The organism is Amycolatopsis sp. NPDC051102, assembly GCF_040682815.1.
Lineage (GTDB): Bacteria > Actinomycetota > Actinomycetes > Mycobacteriales > Pseudonocardiaceae > Amycolatopsis.
On the sequence record NZ_JBFBBT010000018.1, the window covers coordinates 74,609 to 95,608 of the forward strand.

At 70.6% G+C, this 21,000-nt stretch carries 20 protein-coding genes and 1 pseudogene; 11 read left to right on the forward strand and 10 right to left on the reverse strand.

The window, feature by feature from the left end; genetic code table 11:
* Window positions 1–52: 52 nt before the first annotated feature.
* Together AB0M93_RS35850 and adh are read right to left on the reverse strand one after the other, a co-directional pair.
* Window positions 53–350 (reverse strand): annotated as a pseudogene (locus tag AB0M93_RS35850) (DUF779 domain-containing protein).
* Window positions 350–1,873, reverse strand: coding sequence for an aldehyde dehydrogenase (adh, locus tag AB0M93_RS35855; RefSeq protein WP_364282254.1), 1,524 nt, complete (start codon window positions 1,871–1,873; stop codon window positions 350–352). Before adh ends, AB0M93_RS35850 begins: the two are co-directional and overlap by 1 nt.
* A 99-nt stretch (window positions 1,874–1,972) precedes the next feature.
* Between adh and AB0M93_RS35860 the strand changes: the two genes are divergently transcribed.
* Window positions 1,973–3,451, forward strand: a complete 1,479-nt coding sequence (locus AB0M93_RS35860; protein ID WP_364282530.1) for a GAF domain-containing protein — start codon at window positions 1,973–1,975, stop codon at window positions 3,449–3,451.
* A gap of 4 nt (window positions 3,452–3,455) precedes the next feature.
* Here AB0M93_RS35860 and AB0M93_RS35865 read toward each other — a convergent pair whose 3' ends face one another.
* Complete coding sequence (locus AB0M93_RS35865; protein WP_364282257.1) at window positions 3,456–4,430, reverse strand: NAD(P)H-dependent oxidoreductase; 975 nt, start codon at window positions 4,428–4,430, stop codon at window positions 3,456–3,458.
* Window positions 4,431–4,569: 139 nt separating this feature from the next.
* Between AB0M93_RS35865 and AB0M93_RS35870 the strand changes: the two genes are divergently transcribed.
* Both AB0M93_RS35870 and AB0M93_RS35875 read left to right on the forward strand, forming a co-directional pair.
* The gene (locus tag AB0M93_RS35870) at window positions 4,570–5,367 is read left to right on the forward strand and encodes an SGNH/GDSL hydrolase family protein (RefSeq protein ID WP_364282259.1); all 798 of its coding nucleotides are present in this window, start codon (window positions 4,570–4,572) and stop codon (window positions 5,365–5,367) included.
* A complete protein-coding gene (locus AB0M93_RS35875; RefSeq protein WP_364282261.1) occupies window positions 5,346–5,903 on the forward strand; it encodes a TetR/AcrR family transcriptional regulator in 558 nt (185 codons plus the stop codon). Before AB0M93_RS35870 ends, AB0M93_RS35875 begins: the two co-directional genes overlap by 22 nt.
* Here the strand turns inward: AB0M93_RS35875 and AB0M93_RS35880 are convergent.
* Window positions 5,878–6,894 (reverse strand): GNAT family N-acetyltransferase, encoded by a 1,017-nt coding sequence (locus tag AB0M93_RS35880; protein ID WP_364282264.1) that lies wholly within the window; start codon window positions 6,892–6,894, stop codon window positions 5,878–5,880. The two genes, AB0M93_RS35875 and AB0M93_RS35880, sit on opposite strands and share 26 nt — an antisense overlap.
* 71 nt (window positions 6,895–6,965) lie before the next feature.
* Here AB0M93_RS35880 and AB0M93_RS35885 point away from each other — a divergent pair, with 71 nt between their 5' ends.
* The 3 genes from AB0M93_RS35885 (at window position 6,966) to AB0M93_RS35895 (ending at window position 9,456) form a co-directional block, all read left to right on the forward strand.
* Window positions 6,966–7,685: a DUF2786 domain-containing protein gene (locus AB0M93_RS35885; protein WP_364282267.1), complete on the forward strand. Its 720-nt coding sequence runs from the start codon at window positions 6,966–6,968 to the stop codon at window positions 7,683–7,685.
* 53 nt (window positions 7,686–7,738) lie between these two features.
* Window positions 7,739–8,476, forward strand: a complete 738-nt coding sequence (locus AB0M93_RS35890) for a Long-chain-fatty-acid--CoA ligase (protein ID WP_364282270.1) — start codon at window positions 7,739–7,741, stop codon at window positions 8,474–8,476.
* Between the two features lie 68 nt (window positions 8,477–8,544).
* Complete coding sequence (locus AB0M93_RS35895; RefSeq protein WP_364282272.1) at window positions 8,545–9,456, forward strand: DMT family transporter; 912 nt, start codon at window positions 8,545–8,547, stop codon at window positions 9,454–9,456.
* Here the strand turns inward: AB0M93_RS35895 and AB0M93_RS35900 are convergent.
* Both AB0M93_RS35900 and AB0M93_RS35905 read right to left on the reverse strand, forming a co-directional pair.
* Window positions 9,399–11,459, reverse strand: coding sequence for an EAL domain-containing protein (locus AB0M93_RS35900; RefSeq protein ID WP_364282275.1), 2,061 nt, complete (start codon window positions 11,457–11,459; stop codon window positions 9,399–9,401). The genes AB0M93_RS35895 and AB0M93_RS35900 overlap by 58 nt on opposite strands.
* A gap of 76 nt (window positions 11,460–11,535) precedes the next feature.
* Window positions 11,536–12,354: an SAM-dependent methyltransferase gene (locus AB0M93_RS35905; RefSeq protein ID WP_364282278.1), complete on the reverse strand. Its 819-nt coding sequence runs from the start codon at window positions 12,352–12,354 to the stop codon at window positions 11,536–11,538.
* Window positions 12,355–12,532: 178 nt separating this feature from the next.
* Between AB0M93_RS35905 and AB0M93_RS35910 the strand changes: the two genes are divergently transcribed.
* The 3 genes from AB0M93_RS35910 (at window position 12,533) to AB0M93_RS35920 (ending at window position 15,961) form a co-directional block, all read left to right on the forward strand.
* Window positions 12,533–13,831, forward strand: coding sequence for a cytochrome P450 (locus AB0M93_RS35910; protein WP_364282280.1), 1,299 nt, complete (start codon window positions 12,533–12,535; stop codon window positions 13,829–13,831).
* A gap of 67 nt (window positions 13,832–13,898) precedes the next feature.
* Entirely contained in the window at window positions 13,899–14,834 is a 936-nt protein-coding gene (locus tag AB0M93_RS35915; RefSeq protein ID WP_364282283.1) for an alpha/beta hydrolase, read from the forward strand.
* Between the two features lie 134 nt (window positions 14,835–14,968).
* Window positions 14,969–15,961 carry a LuxR C-terminal-related transcriptional regulator gene (locus AB0M93_RS35920; RefSeq protein ID WP_364282285.1) on the forward strand — a complete coding sequence of 331 codons (993 nt, stop codon included), beginning with the start codon at window positions 14,969–14,971 and terminating at the stop codon, window positions 15,959–15,961.
* A 3-nt stretch (window positions 15,962–15,964) separates the two neighbouring features.
* Here the strand turns inward: AB0M93_RS35920 and AB0M93_RS35925 are convergent, their stop codons facing one another.
* Window positions 15,965–16,438, reverse strand: a complete 474-nt coding sequence (locus AB0M93_RS35925) for a M15 family metallopeptidase (protein WP_364282288.1) — start codon at window positions 16,436–16,438, stop codon at window positions 15,965–15,967.
* Window positions 16,439–16,525: 87 nt separating this feature from the next.
* Here AB0M93_RS35925 and vanR-Sc point away from each other — a divergent pair, with 87 nt between their 5' ends.
* Both vanR-Sc and AB0M93_RS35935 read left to right on the forward strand, forming a co-directional pair.
* Window positions 16,526–17,203, forward strand: coding sequence for a VanSc-type vancomycin resistance response regulator transcription factor VanR (gene vanR-Sc, locus AB0M93_RS35930; protein ID WP_364282291.1), 678 nt, complete (start codon window positions 16,526–16,528; stop codon window positions 17,201–17,203).
* On the forward strand, window positions 17,196–18,305 hold the full coding sequence (locus tag AB0M93_RS35935) for a HAMP domain-containing sensor histidine kinase (protein WP_364282294.1): 1,110 nt from the start codon (window positions 17,196–17,198) through the stop codon (window positions 18,303–18,305). The genes vanR-Sc and AB0M93_RS35935 overlap by 8 nt, the downstream gene beginning before the upstream one ends.
* On the opposite strand, the gene vanX is transcribed toward AB0M93_RS35935, so the two are convergent.
* From vanX to AB0M93_RS35950, 3 genes are read right to left on the reverse strand one after another with little or no spacing between them, the layout of a single operon-like run.
* A complete protein-coding gene (gene vanX / locus AB0M93_RS35940) occupies window positions 18,281–18,889 on the reverse strand; it encodes a D-Ala-D-Ala dipeptidase VanX (RefSeq protein WP_364282296.1) in 609 nt (202 codons plus the stop codon). The two genes, AB0M93_RS35935 and vanX, sit on opposite strands and share 25 nt — an antisense overlap.
* Window positions 18,886–19,905, reverse strand: a complete 1,020-nt coding sequence (gene vanA / locus AB0M93_RS35945; RefSeq protein WP_364282532.1) for a D-alanine--(R)-lactate ligase — start codon at window positions 19,903–19,905, stop codon at window positions 18,886–18,888. Before vanA ends, vanX begins: the two co-directional genes overlap by 4 nt.
* Window positions 19,898–20,956, reverse strand: coding sequence for an NAD(P)-dependent oxidoreductase (locus AB0M93_RS35950; protein WP_364282299.1), 1,059 nt, complete (start codon window positions 20,954–20,956; stop codon window positions 19,898–19,900). The genes vanA and AB0M93_RS35950 overlap by 8 nt, the downstream gene beginning before the upstream one ends.
* Between the last annotated feature and the right edge of the window lie 44 nt (window positions 20,957–21,000).

Below are 21,000 nucleotides of genomic sequence, written 5' to 3' on the forward strand. Positions count from 1 at the left end.
ACGACCGTTCGTATAGTTTCCCGGCTTCGGCTCCGGTGTCCGGTCCGGCACTTCAGTTCAGCGCCGCCGGCTCCTCGTCGGTGAGCAGCCGGGAGCGGATCAGGAAGCGCACGCCTTCCGGGGCCTCCAGCGAGAACCCGCTCCCGCGGCCGGGCACCACGTCGATCGTCAGGTGCGTGTGCTTCCAGTACTCGAACTGCGGCCTCGACATCCACACCGGCACGTCCGGCACGCCCTCGGCCGCCGTCGCAGCAGCCACCGGACTGGTGGAACATCACCGGCCCGTGGCGGGACACCAGCCGCCGCAGCAGGTCCGCGGCGGCCGGCGTCAGGTCCACGCGCTGCGTCATCAGAAGAACCCGAGCGCCTGGTCGGAGTAGGAGACGAGCAGGTTCTTCGTCTGCTGGTAGTGGTCCAGCATCATCTTGTGCGTCTCGCGGCCGATGCCGGAGGCCTTGTAGCCGCCGAAGGCCGCGTGCGCCGGGTAGGCGTGGTAGTTGTTCACCCAGACGCGGCCGGCCTGGATGTCGCGGCCGGCGCGGTAGGCGACGTTGCCGTCGCGCGACCAGACCCCCGCGCCGAGGCCGTACAGCGTGTCGTTGGCGATCTTGAGTGCGTCGGCGTAGTCGTCGAACTTCGTCACCGACACGACCGGGCCGAAGATCTCCTCCTGGAAGATCCGCATCTTGTTGTCGCCGGCGAACACCGTCGGCTCGACGTAGTAGCCGCCGGACAGCTCGCCGCCGAGGTCGCTGCGCGCGCCGCCGGTGAGGATCTCGGCGCCCTCCTGCTTGCCGATGTCGATGTAGGACAGGATCTTCTCGAGCTGGTCGTTGGACGCCTGCGCGCCGATCATCGTCTCGGTGTCGAGCGGGTGGCCCTGCTTGATCTTGCGGACGCGCTCGACGCCGTCGCCGAGGAACTTGTCGTAGATGCCCGACTGGATCAGCGCCCGCGACGGGCAAGTGCACACCTCGCCCTGGTTCAGCGCGAAGAGCGCGAAGCCCTCCTGCGCCTTGTCGTAGAAGGCGTCGTTCTGCGCGGCGACGTCGTCGAAGAAGATGTTCGGGCTCTTGCCGCCGAGCTCGACGGTGACCGGGATGATGTTTTCGCTGGCGTACTGGAGGATCAGCCGCCCGGTGGTGGTTTCGCCGGTGAACGCGATCTTGCGGACGCGGCTGCTCGAGGCCAGCGGCTTGCCGGCTTCGACACCGAAGCCGTTGACGATGTTGAGCACACCGGGCGGGAGCAGGTCGCCGATGACCGACATCAGTACGTGGATCGACGCCGGGGTCTGCTCGGCCGGTTTGAGCACCACGGCGTTGCCCGCGGCCAGCGCCGGGGCGAGCTTCCAGACCGCCATCAGGATCGGGAAGTTCCACGGGATGATCTGGCCGACCACGCCGAGCGGCTCGTGGAAGTGGTAGGCGACGGTGTGCTCGTCGATCTGCGAGATGCCGCCCTCCTGCGCGCGCAGGGCACCGGCGAAGTAGCGGAAGTGGTCGATGGCCAGCGGGATGTCCGCGGCCAGGGTCTCGCGGACCGGCTTGCCGTTCTCCCAGGACTCGGCGACCGCGATCGCCTCGAGGTTCCGCTCCATCCGGTCGGCGATCTTCAGCAGGACGTTCGCGCGTTCCTCGGTCGAGGTCCGGCCCCACGCCGGCGCGGCGCCGTGCGCGGCGTCGAGCGCCTTCTCGACGTCGTCGGCGTTGCCCCGCGCGATCTCGCAGAACACCTTCCCGGTGACGGGGGTCGGGTTCTCGAAGTACTGGCCGCTCGCGGGCGGGACGTACTCGCCGCCGATGTAGTGGTCGTACCGCGATTCGAAACTGACGACGCTGCCTTCGGTGTTCGGTGCGGCGTACTGGACCATCGCTGCCTGCCTCGTTGCTCGGAGTGATCGGGTGCGGCGAAGGTAGGTCCGGCAACGTTGCAGCGACGTTGCACCGCGGTGAGCAGGCTCTCTACGCTGGTGGACGTGGCAGAGGCGCCCGAACCGGAGCTGCTGCGCGACCCCGAGTCGTACGCGCGGCTGCTGGAGCACGTCCGTGAAGCGACGCTGGCCGGCGTGCCCGGCCCGCGTTCGCCACGCTCCGTGGTCTCCGCGTCCTGGGACCGTTCGCTCGCCGCGCACGTCGACCCGGACGAGGGTGAGGCGCCCTTCGTGTACGACGCCGACGTGCTGGCCGCGCTCCGCGAGGCCCATCCCCTGGCGCCGGTGCTGCCGGTGCTGCGGCAGATGCTGGTGAGCATCGCCGACGACGCCGAGCACGTGATGATCGTGACCGACGCCGACGGCCTGATCCTCTGGCGCGAGGGCGCGGCGGGCCAGCTGGTGCGCGGCGACCGCGTCGGCCTCACCGAAGGCACCCGCTGGAGCGAGGCGGCGATCGGCACCAACGCCATGGGCACGGCGCTGGCCACCGGCGAGCCGGTGCAGATCCACTCGGCCGAGCACCTGGTCCGGCGCTACCACACCTGGACGTGCGCGGCGGCGCCGGTGCGCGACCCCGAGACCGGCGTGCTGCTGGGGTCGATCGACGTCAGCGGCCCGCTGCGCACGGTCCACCCGGCAATGATTTCGCTGGTCACGGCGACGGCGCAGCTCGCGGAAGGGCAGCTGCGCGCCCAGCTGGCGGTCCGCGACGAACGGCTCCGCCGGGTCAACATGCCGCACCTGGAGGCGCTGCGCGGCCGCCCGGGCGCGCTGCTTTCGGCGGCCGGGCGGGTGCTCGCCGCCCAGGCGTGCACCCTGCCGTCCACAGTGGACATCCGACGCGGCGGCGGGACGGTCGCCCTGCCCGACGGCCGCCTCGCCACGGTCGAGCCGCTGGCCGAGGGCTACCTCCTGCGGCTGACGACGTCCGCGGGAGCTCACCGGCCCCGGCTGCGCCTGGAGTACCTGGCCGACGGCACGCATTCGACCACTGTGGACGGTCGCGAAGTCCCGTTGACGTTGCGGCACGCGGAGATCCTGACGCTGCTGGCCCTGCACCCGAACGGCCTCTCGGCGGAACGGCTGGCGCTGCAGCTCTACGGCGAACCGGGCAACCCGGTGACGGTCCGGGCCGAGATCCACCGGCTGCGTTCGCAGCTGGGCGCGTCGGTGGTGCAGACGCGCCCGTACCGCCTGGCCGCCGACGTCGACGCCGACTTCCTCCGCGCCCGCGCGGCGCTGCGGTCCGGCGCGCCGACCGGCGTCCTGCGTGACTTCCGCGGGCCGCTGCTGCCGGAGTCCGAAGCGCCGGCGATCCGCGAGGAGCGGGAGGCGCTGACCGCGCAGGTGCGCCAGGTGGCGCTGAACAGCGGCGACCCAGGTGTGCTGTGGTCCTTCTGGGAGACGGCCTGCGGCGTCGACGACTTCGCGGTGCTCGACGCCCTGCTGCGCACGCTCCCGCCGGCCGACCCACGGCGGGCCGCCGTGACGGCCCACCGCGCGCGGCTCGCCTGAGCCCTCAGGGCGTCAGTTCGGTCATCCCCCGGCCGGTGGCCAGGTCGAACGGCACGGACGCCTGGTCGTGGACGATCACCCAGCCGTCGCCGGTGTGCCGGAGGACGAAGGTGGCCCGGACCCACATGCCGTCGGTCCCGGTGCCGTCCTTGAGGGTGCCGCTGACCCGGCCGAAGCCGTGCCCGACGGCGAGGTTCCCGCTCACGGCGACGGTCAGGTCGCGCAACTCGTAGTCCACCTTCTCGAAGATGGTGAACACCTTCGCCCAGTTCTTCAGCTTCGCGTCGACGCCCACGTGCTGCAGCGGCGGTTCGACGTCGAAGGACACGACGTCCGGGGCGTAGCTGTGCCGCAGCGCCTCGAGGTCCTTGTTCCGGAGCCCGGCGACGATCGCGTCGAGCCGCTCCCGCACCCCGGCTTCGGCGTCCCCGCACCGCAACGCCGAGAGCGCGGTGCTCCAGGCGACGACGTGGTCGAGCACCAGATCCAGCGCGGCGAGCTGGTGCGCACCCGGCTTGAACACGGTCCGGTTCTCGAATTCGGTCGCCAGCGGCAGCGTGACCTGCGGCGCCACGTCGGCCAGCTGCAGGGCCCCGCAGACCAGCCGCAGCTGCTCGACCGAGCGGGCTCCGCCGGCACCGCCGTAGGAGACGAACCCGGCCGCCTTGCCGTTCCACTCGACGTGCACGTGGTCCATGGCGTTCTTGAGCACCCCGGGCAGGGAGTGGTGGTACTCGGGCGTGACGAACACGAACCCGTCGCACGCGGCCACGGTGGCGGCCCAGTCCCGGGTGCGCTCGTCCCGGTAGCTGCCGGAGAACCCGGGCGGCTCCTCGAGGTGCGGCAGCGGGTGGTCCCGCAGGTCGATCAGCGTGAACTCGGCGTCCATCCGGTCCACCGCCCGTTCGTGGACCCAGCGCGCCACCTGGTCGCCCACGCGGCCGGGACGGGTGCTGCCGAGCACGATTCCGATCTTCATCGTCGTTCTCCCCTGTTCGGTCGGTTCGAGGAGTACGACGAAGCAGCCCGCGGGAATGTCAGGTGGCCGAAGTAGACACCGTCTACAGAAGTTTGATAGACAGTGTCCACAAGGTGAACCACGGGTTACGGAGACCGGAATGAGCTACCACCGTTTCGTCGTCCTCGGCGACAGCTGCGCCGAGGGCCTCGACGACCCGTACCCCGGGGCAGACCAGTACCGCGGGTGGGCCGACTTCGTCGCCGCGCGGCTGGCCGAGGACGAGCCCGGCTTCCGCTACGCCAACCTCGCCGTGCGGGGACGGCGGCTCGACCAGATCGTGCCCGAGCAGGTGCCGGCCGCCGCGCGCCTGGAACCCGATCTCGTCGCCCTCTTCGGCGGCGGCAACGACGTCATGAGCCGGGGCTGGGACGCGCGCACGGTCGCCCGCCGCGTCGACGCCGCCATCCGCGCCTGCACCGAGATCTCGCCCGTCGTCGTCACCTTCACCCTCAGCGACGTCTCCCGCCGGATGCCACTGGGGAGCCGGATGCGGCCGCGGATCGTCGCGCTCAACGAAGCCATCCGCGAGGCGGCCGTCAGCTACGGGGCCCAGCTCATCGACCTGTGGCCGGACCCGGCCGTCACCGATTCGCGGTACTTCGGCACCGACCGGCTTCACCTGTCCGAGCACGGCCACCGCAGGCTCGCCGCGTACGTCCTCGCGCGGCTCGGCCTCGGCCACGACCCCGCCTGGCTCGCCCCGCTGCCCGGCGCCGCGGCCCCCGGCAGCCGGCGCGCCGACCTGCAGTGGCTGCTGCGGGAGGTGCTGCCGGTCGCCGTAACGCGCACGCGCAACCGGCTGATCGGCCGCCAGCCCGGCGACGGCTTCCTGCCGAAGCGCCCCGACCTGCTCCCGGTGACCTTGGACGAGGCGTGGGCACCCGGCAACGCCTGATCGAGACCGCGTCCGAGCTGCTCGCCGAAGACGGCGTCGGCGCGGTGACGCTGCGCGGGATCGCGAAGGCCGCCGGCGTCTCGCACGGCGCGCCCCTGCGGCACTTCTCTGGCCGCGCCGAGCTGCTGTCCGCCGTCGCGACCCGCGGGTACGCCGACCTGCTCGCCCGCCGGAAGACGCTGCCGGAAACCTCACCGCGGGAGCGGCTCACCGCGGCCTGCCACAGCTATCTCGACTTCGCGCTGGCCAACCCGGCGATGTTCGAGCTGATGTTCCGCCGCGACCTGGTCGACGCGGACGACCCGGCGCTCTCGGCGGCGGCGAGCGCGGTGTTCGACACCTTCGCCGTGCTGGTGGCGGCGGTGCCGACGCCGCTCGCGCGCTCCGGCGCCGACCTGCGGCTGGTCGCCGCGTCGCTGTGGGCCGCGCTGCACGGCCTCGCCCAGCTGTGGCTGTGGGGCGGCCTGGCGGGAGCGAGCTTCGCGCCGTCACCCGAAGCGGCGCTGGCCGTCACGCTCGACGCGTATCTGGGCTGAGGAGCGCGTCGAGGTCCTGCTGAACGGCGATCACGGCCGGCAGCGAGCTGAGGCCGAGTTCGCGGTTGACCCGGATCATGTGCGCGTTCTCCGCCCCTGTCGTGGTGCTGATCCGCCGGAGCCCGGGCCGCTCGGCGAGCAGCCACCGGATCATGTGCGCCTTGACGCAGCGCCCCAGACCGTGCCCGCGGTGCCCGGCGACCACCGCGGTGTCCCGCTGGTAGCCCCAGTCGGGCCGGCGCGGGTGCACGCACACTTCGGTGAACCCGGCCACCTCCCCGCTCTCCTCGTGCACCGCGGCGACGATCCGCTGTTCGAGGCCCTGCGACCGCGCTCCGGCTTCGGCCGCGCGCACCCGTTCCGCCGTCCACGCCGGCCACCGGTAGCCCGAGTCCCCGAGCGGAGCGTCGTGGATCGCCGCCCGTGCGCCGGCGTAGGAATCGAGCAGATCGGCCGGGGCCGCACCCGTCCACCGCACCACCCGGTAGCCCACCGGGACGGTCACCTCCCAGCGCGACCGCTCGGCTTCGGCGACGACCAGGACCTGCCGCACGATCGTCCGCACCGGCCGGAAGCCGAGCGCCTCGGCCCACCGCTCCCCGGCGGATCCCGCGACGACCTGCCACCCTTCGACGCTCCGGCGGTTCCGCGCTCGCAGTTCCGGCACCACTGCGTGCAGCAACGCGGTGCCGATCCCCGAGCGCCGCGCGGCCGGGTGCACGACGACGTCGACCAGCCCGATTCCGGCGTTTTCGGCGTCGGGGAAGTGCACCTCGGCGAACGCGGCGAGCTCGTTGCCGCGGTACGCCACCCACTGTGCTGCCTCTCCCATCCCCGGCAGCGGCCTCGTAAGCCGTCCGGCCAGCTCGCCGAGCGGCAGCACGGGTTCGCCGGGCCGGTCGGTTTCCCGGCTCGCCGCGAGCACGGCGTGGTAAGCGGCGAATCCGGCCTCGCCGGCCGACAGCGGGTCGAAGCGTTCGATCGTCACCATGCCTCCAGTGTCCGGGCCGACACGCCGACCCGGTCCGCGCGTCCGAACACGTGGTCGAATACCCTCTTCGCATGACCGAGTCAGACCCGCAGCTCGAGCGCATCCGCAAGCTGCTGGCGAAGGCCGAAGACCCGGCGGTCACCGAGGCGGAAGCCGAGGCGTACAACCAGAAGGCCGCCGAGCTCGTCGCGCGGTACGGCATCGACCAGGCGATGCTCGCCGCGTCCGGCGCGGCCGCCGACGAGATCGGCACGCTGAAGATCCCGATGAACGACCCGTACAGCCGCGACAAGGCGAGCCTGCTCACCTCGGTCGCGTACCCGCTGCGCTGCCGGACGCTGCTGCACCGCTACGGCCAGAAGGTCGACAGCGTCACGGTGTTCGGCTACCGGTCCGACCTCGGCCGGGTGGAGCTGCTGTTCACCAGCCTGCTGCTGCAGGCGAGCACGCAGCTGACGCGCGTCCGCCCGGGCGGGTTGTTCCCGGGCGAATCCCTGCCCGCGTACCGGCGCACGTGGCTGCACGGTTTCGCCCGCGCGGTCCACGAGCGGCTCACGCACGCCGAGCAGGAAGCGGTCCGCACGGCCGCACCCGGCGTGCGATCGGCGGAACTGGTGGTCCGCGACCGAGCGCAGATGGTCCAGCACGCGTTCGACTCCGAGTACGGCGATCTGCGCGCGGCCGCACCCCGCCGGCTGTCCGGCAGCGGCTACCTCGACGGCCACGACGCCGGCACCCGCGCCAACCTCGACCCGTCGGCGATCACCCGCCGCACGAAGGCGCTGCGCTGAACGTCGCCCGGATGCCGCTATCCGGCGGTTGAGCTTTTCGCTTCACTGGGCGGATGCGCGTTGTCGATCTTGTCACCCACCCCGACCTCCTCGACCCCGCGCTGAGCCTCGGCGACGTCGGCGGCCCGTTCATCTACCAGGGCGCGAGCGGCCGCATGATCACCGGCGAGCGGTTCCGGCGCCTGTGGGCCCGGTACTTCCTGATCGCCTTGGCCGACGACGGCACCCCGGTGGCCCGCGCGCTGGCGGTCCCGCTGGCGTACCCCGCACCGGACCGCACGGAGCTCCCGGACCACGGCTGGGACCAGGCGATCGAGTGGGCGGCTCACGACATCATGGACGGCCGCGCACCGAACGCGTTGTGCGCACTGGAAGTCGTGATCGCCCCGCACCTCCGAGGCACCGGACTGGCGGCGCCGATGCTGAAGGCGTTGAAGGCACGGGCGGCGGAAACGGGACTGCGCAAGCTGATCGTGTCGGTCCGCCCGATCGGCAAGGAGGCCGAGCCGAAGGTCCCGATGCCGGAGTACGCGGCCCGCCGCCGTCCCGACGGCCTGCTCGCGGACCGCTGGCTGCGCACGCACGAGCGCTTGGGCGCCCGGGTTGTGAAGGTGTGCCCGTTCGCGGTGACCCTGGCGGGTTCGCTGGCCGATTGGCACGACTGGACGGGCGTGAAGCTCCAAGACGGCGAGAACGTCGTCCCGGGCGCGATCGCACCGGTGCACGCGTCGACGGAGTACGACACGGCGACGTATGTCGAGCCGAACGTCTGGATGGAACACCCGATGTAGGACTGCTTAACGATCCGTCCAGTTATCGTCACTTGTTCTGATAGGACCGCTGCGGCACCGTGGATCCCGTGAGCGGAAACGTCGTGCGGATCGCGGTCCTGGCCCTGCTGTGGGGCTCCGGTTTTCTCTGGATCAAGCTGGCCCTGACCGGCCTGAGCCCGGTCCACCTGACGCTCATCCGCTGCGCCCTCGGCGCACTCACCTTGCTGGGACTGGCTTTCGCGGCGCGCCAACGGCTCCCGCGCGGCCGCGCCACCTGGGGCCGCCTCGTCGTCGCCGCGTTCTTCTGCAACGCTCTACCCTTCGCGCTCTTCGGCATCGGTGAGCGCACGGTCGACTCCGGTGTCGCCGGCGTCATGAACGCCACGACTCCGTTGTGGTCGCTGCTGATCGGCGTCACCCTCGGCACGGAACGACGGCTGACGCCCGTGCGGCTGCTCGGGCTCGTTCTCGGCTTCGCCGGCATCGTCGTGATCTTCGCGCCGTGGCAGCAAACCGGCCTGCTGAGCGCGGGTGCGCTGGCCCTGCTCGGCGCCGGCCTCAGCTACGCCATCGCTTTCGCTTACATGGCAAGGAAACTGCCGCCGGACGGCGCACCGCTGGCGCTCTCGGCCGCGCAGCTGATCACCGCCACCGCGTTGACCGCGCTTGCGTTGCCGGTCGCGGAAGCAGCGCCGCACCTGACGCTCACCGCCGTCGTCGCCGTGACCGTCCTCGGTGTCTTCGGGACCGGGATCACCTTCTACCTCAACTACCGGCTCATCGCGGACGAGGGCCCGACCGCCGCGGCGACCGTCGGCTATCTGCTGCCCGTGGTGTCGGTCGGGCTCGGCGCGCTCTTCCTCGGCGAGCCGCTGACCCCGCGGGTCGTCGGTGGCATGGCGGTCGTCCTCGTCGCCGTCGGGCTGACCCGGTGGCAACCTCAGGTGCCGGCGAACTGCCCGGCCAGCTCGGCCGGCGGCCTGGCGACGCCGAAGTAGTCGCCCGTCGCCAGCTCCGCGCCGGCCGTGCGCCACCAGTCCGCCTGCTCCTCGGTGTGGATCCCGTCGACCACGAGCGTCGCGCCGACCTGCCGGACCAGCGGCACCAGCGCACCGAGGAACGTCGAGTCCGACCACGCCTGCCACTCGGCGAGCCGCCGGTCGACGCGCACGATGTCCACCGGCAGGTCCTCGATCGCCCGCAGGTCGTCCGGCCCCAGCCCGAACTCGTCGAGCATGACGTGCACGCCGAGGTCGGCCAGCGCGGTGACGTTCTCGATCACCCCGGACACCGTCAGCGCGCCGACCGGGACGCCGACCATCAGCTGCTCCGGCGGCAGCCCGGTGTCGGCCAGCAGCCGCGTCACGCGCGTCCCGAGCGCGTCGTCGGACACCTGGTGCCCGGTCAGGCCGGCGACCATCGGCAGGCCGAAGCCCGCGCGCTGGCGCCACCATTGGCCCTGCCGGCCCGCCGCGCGCAGCAGCCAGTCCCCGAGCGGCAGGATCAGCCCGGTCGACTCGGCGAGCTCGACGCAGCATTCGTGCGACAGCGCCGTGTCGCCCGGCCGGTTCCAGTGCAGGCGGGCTTCGACGCCGGCGACCCCGCCGTCCGCCAGCCGCGCCACCGGCCGGTACCGCACGCCGATCTCGCCGTGTTCCCAGGCGCCGGCCATGCCGACGGCCCGCGCCTGCGTCTGCCGGTCGTGGGCGTCGGCGTCCCGGTCGAACATCTTCCACTGGCCGCGCCGCCGGGCCTTCGCGCGCCGCAGCGTCTGGTCCGCCCGGCGCAGCAGCTCGACCGGGTCGATGCCCTTCGCCGGCCGGTGCACCACGCCGGCGCTGGCCGACAGCGCCAGCCCGTGCCCGTCGACGAAGAACGGCTCGGCGAGCTCGTCGTTGATCGCGCGCACGATGGTGTCGATGTCCGGGGTCGTCTCGGTGTTCTCGACCAGGATGCCGAACTCGTCGCTGTGGAACCGCGCGATCATCGCCTTCTCGCGCGCCATCACGGCCTTCAGCCGCTGCGCGAAGTGCACCAGCAGCTGCTCGCCGACACGGCGGCCGAGGCTGTTGCAAACCATGCCGAACGCGTCGAGGTCGACGTGGAACAGCGTGACGCCGTACGCCGGGTCCGCGCGCCGCAACGCCGTCTCCAGGTGGGTGCCGAAGTACTGCCGGTTCGGCAGCCCGGTGAGGACGTCGTGCAGTGCCTGGCGGCTCAGCTCGCCCTGCAGCAGCATCAGCTCGGTGCCGTCCTCGATCACGACGACGAAGTGGGCGGGCTGGTCTTCGGCGTCGCGCAGCAGCGACGCGGTGAGCGAGATGCGCACGACGTCGCCGTCCCGGCGCAGCAGCCGCTGCGTCTGCCGGATCCGCTCCTTGCCGCCGTCCAGCAGCGCCAGCATCGCGTCGCGGAGGACGTCGACGGACTCGGGGTGGACGACGTCGTACAGCACCGAGCCGGTCAGCTCGCCGGACTGGTGCCCGAGCATCTCGGCGAGCGCCGCGTTGGCGCGTACGATCCGGCCGTTCAGCGCGACGACCGCGATGCCGCTCGCCGACGACGTCACGACCTCGTCGAAGCGCGCTTCGCTCTGCTTGAGGTTCCACTGCGCGTCCCGCACCGCTTTGAGCAGCGACAGGTGCATGATCTCCTGCTGGTCGAGGACGTTGCGCTCGTGCGCGAGCAGGAAACCGCAGGACAGCGCGCCCAGCGCCGGCACGATCCGCTCGGTGGCGCGCTCCACCGCCTGGAGTTCGGGCAGCCCGGGCAGGCCCTTGCCGAGGACGTCGAGCGTGCACCGCAGCCCCGGCTCGCCGACGTAGCCCAGCGCGACCAGCCGCGCGCCGATCCGCTCGGCCGGGACCGTGTCCGCCGAAGCGCGGCACAGCGATTCGCACAGCGTGTCGAGCAGGCCGCGCAACTCCTGGTCGAGTTCCTCCCGGCTCAGCGACACGACCGTGACGCCGCTGAGCAGGTAAGCCCATTTCCGGGCGAGCAAGGACCGCCCCCGCTCCGGATCGGGAGCGGCGGATTGCCGGGGCTGGTGGCCGGTCATCGGCATTTCGGGTGTCCGCTCAGTTCTTGCGGCCGATTCCGGCGTAAACGAGCATGTTCATGGCGGCGGCGCCGGCGATGTCCCCCGGGCCGGCCGGCCGCCATTCCCCGCAGCCCACCAAGCCGGGTTCGACAAGTTCGAAACCGGCGAAAAGCGCGGAAACCTCGGCGTGCGTGCGCAGGTTCACCTGGTCCGGGCTCCGGCTCTCTTTGATCACTTCGGTGGCTTCTTCGAGGTTTTCGCCCTGGTGGTCACCGGTGACGTGGGTGAGCGCGAGAAAACTGCCGGGTGCCAGTGCCGCCCGGTAGCGGCCGACGAGCTCGAGCGGTCCGGACTCGTCCGGGACCCAGTGCAGCATCAGCAACATCAGCAGCCCGAGCGGTTCGTCGAGGTCGATCAGCCCGCGGACCTGCGGCAAATCGAGGATCTTCTCCGGGTCCCGCATGTCGGCCTGCACGACGGCCGCGCGGTCGTTGCCCGCGAGCATCAGTTCGCTGTGCGCGACCGCCACCGGGTCGCGGTCGACGTAGACCACCCGGCACTCCGGGTCCTGCGCCTGGGCGACCTCGTGCACGTTCGCCACCGTCGGGATGCCCGAACCGATGTCGAGGAACTGCCGGATCCCGTGCGCCGTCATGTACCGCACGGCACGACCGAGGAACGCGCGGTTCACGCGCGCGGAGTCGCGCAGGCCGGGCATCACGCGTTCGATCTCATCGCCGACCGCGCGATCGACGGCGAAGTTGTGGCCGCCGCCGAGCATGAAGTCGTAAGTGCGCGCGATACTCGGCCGGGAGATATCGACGCCCGGCGGAACCCATTCCGGTGATCGTGTCACGAAGAACACCTTCTCATCTGTCGGACCGGAAAGAGCTTAGCGATTCCCCGCGGTTCCGCTACTGCGCCATCCGCGTGAGCGCACCCCACCCGATCGGGCACTGTCCCGTTCGACCGGACGCGCCTACCGTGGGCCGTCTCCTTGGGAAATCCACACAATGGCACAACGAGGAGTCCGCATGAGCGTCCCGGTCGCACCGGGCCGGTGGCCTTTTCTCGGGCACACTCCGGCACTGCTGCGGCAACGCTTCGCATTCACCGACGCATTGCACGAGCACGGCGAGATCGTCGAACTCCGGCTCGGCCCGGCGCCGGTCTACTTCGTCGCGAGCCCGCGGCTGGCCCACGAAGTGCTGGTCACGGAGGGTCCGAAGTTCCGCAAGGGCGCAATGTTCGACAAGTTCCGGCCGTTCGTCGGAAATGGCTTGGTGCTTTCGAACGGCGATTTCCACCTCCGGCAGCGGCGGCTGATGCAGCCGGCGTTCCACCGCGACCGCCTGGCCGCCTACGCGGACATCATGCGGCGCGCGGCGGCGGACCTGGCCGCCACGTGGCAAGCAGGCGAAGCGCGGGAGGTCGAGGCGGACATGCAGAGCCTGGCCGTGACGATCGTCGGCGAGGCGTTGTTTTCCACCGGGCTGGGAAAGGCGGCGATCGAAGAGGCCCGCCGGTCGATTTACGTCATCATCCAGCAGGGAATGATTCGCGCATTGTCACCGAAGTTCGTCGAAAAGCTCCCGGTGCCCGGCAACCGCCGGTTCGACGAGGCCATCGGGCGGATGCAGGAAATCGTGCTCGAGGTGATCCGCGACTGGCGGCGCGAGGGCACCGACCGCGGCGACCTGCTTTCGACGCTGCTGCTGGCCGGCATGACCGACGAGCAGGCGCGGGACGAAGTGCTGACCCTGCTCACCGCGGGCATCGAGACGACCGCGCTGGCGCTGGCCTGGACGTTCCACGAGCTCGGCCGGCACGCGGACGTCGAGGCACGGGTGCACGCCGAGGTCGACGCCGTGCTGGGCGGCCGCCCGGTCACCGTCGAGGACCTCACCCGGCTCACCTACGTCCGGCAGGTGGTCGACGAGGTGCTGCGGCTGTACCCGCTCTGGATGCTGATGCGCCGGACCCTCACCGACGTCGACCTCGGCGGCGTGCGCCTCCCCGAGGGCGCCGAGGTGATCGTCAGCCCGCACGCCCTGCACCACGACCCCGCGTCGTTCCCCGACCCCGACCGGTTCGATCCCGGCCGCTGGGCGCCGGAGCGGGCGGCCGCGGTGCCGAAGGGCGCGTTCGTCCCGTTCGGGGCGGGCACCCGGCAGTGCATCGGGAACCGCTTCGCCCAGAACGAACTCGTCATCACGGTGGCCACGGTGGCCGCGCGGTGGCGGCTGGTCCCCGTCGCGGGCCGGCCGGTGCGCGTGAAGTTCACCTCCGCCGCCTACCCCGACAGCCTGCCGATGACGGCAGTCCCCCGCTAGCTGGAGGTCCTTCTCCGTGTCCCGTCTCCGCCTTTGTGCTGCCGTTTTCCTGTTGCTGGCAGCATTCTTGACCCCTTCTACCGCCAACGCGGCCACGACGTGCGAAGACCTGTCCTTCCCGGTCACGGTGGCCCTGCTGCCGCAGACGATGCACGGCCGCCTGTGCGCTCCGCCCGGCGCGTCGACGGTGGTGGTCCTGATCCCCGGCGGCACGTACAACGCGTCCTATTGGGACATCGGCTACACGCCGGAGATCCGGTCGTTCCGCCTGGCCGCGAACTCCGCGGGTGTCGCGACGCTGGCCCTGGACCGCCTCGGCACGGGCAGCAGCTCGAAGCCGCTGAGCACGCTGCTGAGCGCGTCCGCCCAGGCGGTGGCGGCGCACCAGGTGATCCAGTCGATCCGGCCCCGCTTCGCGAAGGTGGTCGTCGGCGGCCACTCGATCGGCGCGGCGATGGCGATGATCGAGGCGGGCCGCTACCGCGACGTCGACGGCGTGCTGGTCACCGGCATGACGCACCGGATGAACCTGATCACGGTGATCCCGGTGCTGGCCAACATGGTCCCGGCCCCGGTGGACCCGGACTTGTCCGCCCGCGGCCTCGACGCGGGCTACCTGACCACCGGCCAGGGCACGCGCTACACGGCCTTCCACACCCCCGGCCCCTACGACGCGGGCGCGATCGCCTACGACGAGTCCACAAAGGACGTCTTCGCCACGACGGAAGCCGTCGACAGCCTGACCCTGACCACGGTGGTGACGCCGGCGTCCCAGCAGATCACGGTCCCGGTGCTGCTGGTGGTGGGCGACGACCCGCACTTCTGCGGAACGCTGGGCAGCGACTGCTCGTCCCCGGCGGCGCTGCGCGCGTCGGAAGCCCCGTTCTTCGGCGGCCCGCTGCAGACGTTCATCCTCCACGGCTACGGCCACGCGATCAACTACGCTCCCAACGCGCCGACGTACTTCGCGGTGGTGACCAGCTGGCTGAAGACGCTTTCCTGACGCGCTAATGGGTCTCCATGGCTGCTCCTCCCCGTCCTCTCGCCCGTCAACAGTGACAGCGGGAGGGCGGGTTCCTCCATCGCTCGCGGAGCGAGCCGGCCGGCACGGTCCGCGCGCCGGAGGATGATGAGGGGATGCCGCCAGACGAATCGGGACCGCCCGCCCGGCTCCGGGTCGACGCCGAGACGACGCAGATCCTCCGCGAGGCGTTCCACAAGATCGACACGAACTACCGCACCGACCACTACAGCCTCTTCGACTACGCCCGCGCGGTGATGAGCAAGATCGTGCCGCTGGACCACTTCTACGTCGGTTTCTTCCACGGCGCCAACCGGGTCCGCTACCCGTACGGCTACGACAGCGGCCTGTTCACCGATCCGGAGTCGCACATCTACGGGCCGCACGGGCAGGCCGCCTGGCTGCTGAAGCACCGCCAGACCTACCGGATGCAGTACGACAACGGCGCCGCCCTGCACGCCGGTGTCCCCGCCGGGGACACGAGCCGGGCGTCCGCCGACGCGGTCACCACCCCGCTGTTCCGCCGCGGCCACGACGGTGAGCCGGTCGTGTTCGGCATGATGTCGATGCAGAGCTACCGGCCGGACACCTTCGACGACAACTCCGTGCGCGCGTTCGAGTGGCTGGCCGACCTGGTCGCCCGCGTGCTGACCAAGGAGGCGGAGGACCTGGACGCGCTGCGCCGGCTGCCGGCCGGCGGCGGCGAAACCCCGCAGCTGGTGACCGCCGACCACGTCGTCGAATTCCTGTCCTCGCGCGTCGCGGCCGTGCGGCAGCGGGCGCAGGACGCGTTGCCGTCACCCGATCCGGCGGCCTGGCGGGAGGCCCTGCAGCGGATCGTGACCGCGTGTCAGCAGCTCCAGTCCGATCTCGTCGAGCTGACCCTCAACATCGACAACGGCCCGGAGGAACGCTTCCGGTCCCTCACCGCGGCCGAGCAGGGCGTCGCGGTCCTGCTCGGCAACGACCTGCCGAACGACCAGATCGCGCGCGAGCTCGGCGTCAGCCTGCACACGGTGAAGACCCACGTCCGCAACATCCTGGCCAAGTACCACATGAGCGGGCGGGCCGCGGTGGCCGAAGACGTCCGCAAGCACCTGGCGCGCTGACGCTCACGGCCGCATCCTCGGATCCTGCGACGGGTCGTCGTACATCGGCGGGCAGCCGTGCTCGGCCGCTTCGGGACGCAGTTCGTAGTGCCAGGGCTCGTTGCGGTAGATCCGGCACAGCCCGTACCCGGCGCCGTGCTCGGCAAGCCACGCCCGCGCCTCGGCGGGCCCGACGTCGACGGCTTTCCCCTGCACGTGAGCGGATCTGTCGGGCGTCGTCACCCAGCGGGCGGCCTCCTCCTCCGAGCCGTACTTCGCGACCGCCTTGCGGCGCAGGTGTTCCTGGTACGGGCGGGATCGCCAGCCACCGTTGACGACGAACCGGACGCCGTCGGCCGCGGCGTCCGTCGCGGCCCGGCGCAGGACGCCGAGCAGCGCGGGATCGAGGTTGGCCACGGCCGGGCAGTCGTCGAAGACCGATGCGCCGTCCGGGACAGCGCCGTGTTCCTGGCCCAAGACCGTCGGGAACGTGCTCATACCGGCAGTCAAGGCCGCGCGGTGTTGCCGGTTCGTACGCGCTTTCCGATATGCGGCCGATATGCGCGCGCTCGTAGCATCGGGGACGTGCGTGTGCTGATCGTCGAGGACGAGCCCTACCTGGCCGACGCCATCCGCGACGGCCTGCGGCTGGAGGCGATCGCGGCGGACATCGCCGGCGACGGCGACACCGCGCTGGAACTGCTGAGCGTCAACAGCTACGACATCGCCGTGCTCGACCGCGACATCCCCGGCCCGTCGGGTGACGAGGTGGCCGCCCGCATCGTCGCTTCCGGCAGCGGCACGCCGATCCTGATGCTCACCGCGGCCGACCGGCTCGACGACAAGGCGTCCGGGTTCGAGCTCGGCGCCGACGACTACCTCACGAAGCCGTTCGAACTCCGGGAACTCGTGCTCCGCCTGCGGGCCCTCGACCGACGGCGCGCCCACAACCGGCCGCCGGTGCGCGAGCTCGCGGGCCTGCGCCTGGACCCGTTCCGCCGCGAGGTCTACCGCGACGGCCGGTACGTGGCGCTGACCAGGAAGCAGTTCGCCGTGCTCGAGGTGCTCGTCGCGGCGGAAGGCGGCGTGATCAGCGCCGAAGAGCTGCTGGAACGGGCCTGGGACGAGAACGCGGATCCGTTCACCAACGCCGTCCGCATCACGGTCTCGGTCCTGCGCAAGCGCCTCGGCGAACCCGGGATCATCGCCACCGTGCCCGGCGTCGGCTACCGCATCGACACCGGCGGCGAACGTCGTGGATAGGGCGCCCGGGCTGAGCGTCCGGCTCAAGCTGACCCTCAGCTACGCCGGGTTCGTCATGCTCGCGGGCATCCTGCTGATGGGCGCCGTGCTGGCCTTCTACCTGTACTTCCTGCCCCAAGGCTGGATCTACACCGACGGCAACTTCTGGATCAACCGCTCGGTCCTGGTGCGCGCCTTCGTGCCGTTCATGGCCGCCGTGATCGTCTTCCTGCTGGTCTTCGGCCTGCTCGGCGGGTGGGTCCTGGCCGGCCGGATGCTCGCCCCGCTGACCCGGATCACCGACGCGACCCGCCTCGCCGCGACCGGTTCGCTCGCCCACCGCGTCCGGCTGCCGGGCCGCACGGACGAGTTCCGCGAGCTCGCCGACGCCTTCGACACGATGCTCGCCCGGCTCGAAGCGCACGTCGCCGAACAGCGGCGGTTCGCGGCCAACGCGTCCCACGAGCTGCGCACGCCACTGGCGATCACGCAGAGCCTCCTCGACGTCGCCCGCAACGACCCGAACCGCACGACGGACGAGCTCGACGAACGCCTGCAGGTCGTCAACTCCCGGGCGATCCGGCTCACCGAGGCCCTGCTGCTGCTCAGCCGGGCCGACCAGCGGTCGTTCCGCCGCGACCGCGTCGACCTGTCCCTGGTCGTGGAGGAAGCGGCCGAAACGCTGCTGCCGCTGGCGGAGAAGCACGGCGTCGCCATCGAGACGTCCGGCGAGCTCGCCCCGGCCGTCGGCTCGGACGCGCTCCTGCTGCAGCTGGCCACGAACCTGCTGCACAACGCCATCGTCCACAACCTCCCGGACGGCGGCACCGTGCAGCTCACGACCGCCGTCCGCGGCGGGTCGGTGGTGCTCACGGTGGAGAACACCGGCGAGCAGCTGCCGCCCCAGCTGGTGTCGACGCTCACCGAGCCGTTCCAGCGGGGCACCGAGCGCATCCGCGCGGACCACGCGGGGGTCGGCCTGGGCCTGGCGATCGTCCAGAGCATCACCCACGCGCACGACGGGACTCTCACTCTGACGCCCCGTCCGGCGGGCGGCCTTCGCGTGACCGTCCGGCTGCCCGCCGCCCACCGGCACGGCTACGCGACGGGGAAGTCGAAGTAGGTGTCGGGGTAGGGCTCGTCCTTGAGGCTGTAGTGCCACCATTCTCGCTCGTAGGAGTCGAACCCGCAGTCGGCCATGATGGACCGCAGGGACCGCCGGTTCTCGGCTTCGACGCCGGAGACGCCCCGGGCACCGTGGTGCGAGATGGGATCCATCAGGTCGTGGCCGCCGCCCATCGAGGCGAGTTCACCGGTGCCGAGGTGGTAGAGGGTCAGGTCGACGGTGCTGCCGCGGCTGTGCCCCGACCTGGTCGCGACATACCCCTTGGCGAACATCCCGGCGCGGTCGAGGTTCGGGTAGTGCCACAGCTTCGTCCGCCCGTCTTCGGGCTGGTCGACCCACCGCAGGAAGCACTCGACGGCGCGTTGCGGCCGGTAGCCGTCCCAAAGCAGCAGGCCGAAGCCGAGGGAAGCGGCCTTCTCCTGCGCTTCGGCGAGAGCGGCGCACAACGTGGTCGTGCCGACGATCCGGTTGACGAGGTACCCGTCGACGGGTTTCCCGGTGAAGTTGTCCCAGGTGGCGTACTTGGCGTCCCACCGGATGCCGGGAACGAGTTCGTCGACGAAGGCGAAGTCGTCGTTCATCGGCCGCTCACGGCCAGGGAAACAACCCGATCGACGACCTCCTCGAGCGACACCCCGGCGGCGGCCATCATCCGCGGGTACCGGCTGTAGGACGTCAGCCCGGGCAAGGTGTTGACCTCGTTGAGGGCGACAGTCCCGTCTTCCTTGAGGAACATGTCGACCCTCGCCAGCCCTCGGCACCCGAGAGCGCGGTAGATGGCCTTGCCGGTCTCCTGCACCCGCACGCGCGTTTCGGCCGGGATGTCGGCGGGCACGACGGGCGTCGAGTTCTCGGACCCGCTTTCGGGCGAATCTTCCTGGTGAATCCGGAAGAACCCGTGGGACAACGCGATCCGGTCCACCTCCCCGACGAACAGAGCGGACCCGTTCCCCAGAACGGCACACCCGACCTCACTCCCGACAACGGCCTCCTCGACGAGCACCTTGTCGTCGTACTGCGCGGCGACCTCCACAGCGCTCGCGAGTTCTTCCCCGGACGACACCTTGCTGACCCCGAACGACGAACCCGACCGAGCGGGCTTCACGAAGACGGGATACGTGAACCGCTCCGGATCGACGTCCTCGCCCTTGTTGAAGACCCAGAAGTTCGGCGTCGCAATCCCCGCGCTCCTGACCACGAGGTAAGCGAGGGACTTGTCCATGCACAGAGCGGAGCTCTGCACATCACAGCCGGCATAAGGAACCCCGGAAAGCTCCAGCAGCCCCTGCACGGCACCGTCTTCACCGAACTTACCGTGCAGGACAGGAAGCACGACATCCAGTTCGACGCTCTCGTACTTCCCGTCGTCCAGAACCAGCAGCCGCCGACCCGGCGCCAGAACGACCGGCCGCCCGTCTTCCCAGCCGGCTTCGGGCCCGTCACAGAGTTTCCAGGCCCCATCCTGGGTGATCCCGATCCAGACGGCTCGGTACTTCCCGGCATCAAGGTGCCGGGCAACCTCCTGCGCGGACTTCACGGAGACGGGGTGTTCCTCGGAGCGGCCCCCGAAGACGATCCCGACGTTGAGCCTACCCATGCAGCATCCCACTTTCGAATTCAAGGCAGTTGAGAATCGAGTTTTCGACGGTGTCCCGCAGAGCACGATCGGTGTAGTAAGCAACGTGCGGAGTGACAATCACATTCGGAAGCTCCAGCAACCGCAGCAACCGGCTTCCCACGGCCTTACCCCGGCAGTCGGAATAGAAGACGCCCTCCTCACCTTCGAGGACATCCAAGGCGGCCCCACCCAGCCGCCCGCTCTCCAGCGCCACAAGAAGGGCATCGGTGTCAATCAGCGAGCCCCGCCCGGTGTTGACAACAAAGGCGCCGGGCTTCATCGACCCGATACGCCGCCGATCCAGAAGGTGACGCGTCTCCTCGGTGAGCGGCGTGTGAAGCGAGACAATGTCACTGACCCGCACAAGCTCATCGAGCGAAAGATAATCAACGGAAGCACAGGGCCGGCTGTCACAGGCGACAACGCGTCCCCCGAACCCCTTCAACCGCACCACAACGGCAGACCCGATCCGCCCGGTCCCGACAACACCGACGGTCAGATCCCGCAGTTCTTTCCCCCGAACACCACCGAGCCGAAAGTCCCCGCCCTCACCCCGCCGCACAACGGACACGACATCCCGCACGGCCATCAGCATCAACATCAAGGTGTAGTCGGCAACGCTGTCGGGAGAGTAGGCAATATTCCCCACAACAATCCCGACACTCGCGGCATACGCAACATCAATGTGGTCGAAACCAACGCTCCGAGTGGAGAGGTAACCAACCCCAACCCCGGCAAGCCCCCGAAGAACAGAGTCGGCCACCGGAACCTTGTGACCAACGCTCACACACCGATGCCCGGCAGCAAGCCCCACAGTGCTCTCGGACAAAGCGCCCTCGACAAGGGTGACCCGAACCCCAATCCGAGCCGCCACCTCCCGAAACAGAGAGGCCTCATCGGCTCCACACCCATAGACGGCAACCCCACCCGGAGAGACCCCCCGACGGCCAAGGACTTCCACGGGTTCGCTTTGGACCATGCAGGAGATCCAAGCCGGAGCGACGTTGCAGGCCCGTATCGAATTCCCCATACACGGACAACAAGTTACCCACCAGTAACCCGCACTGCAAAAAC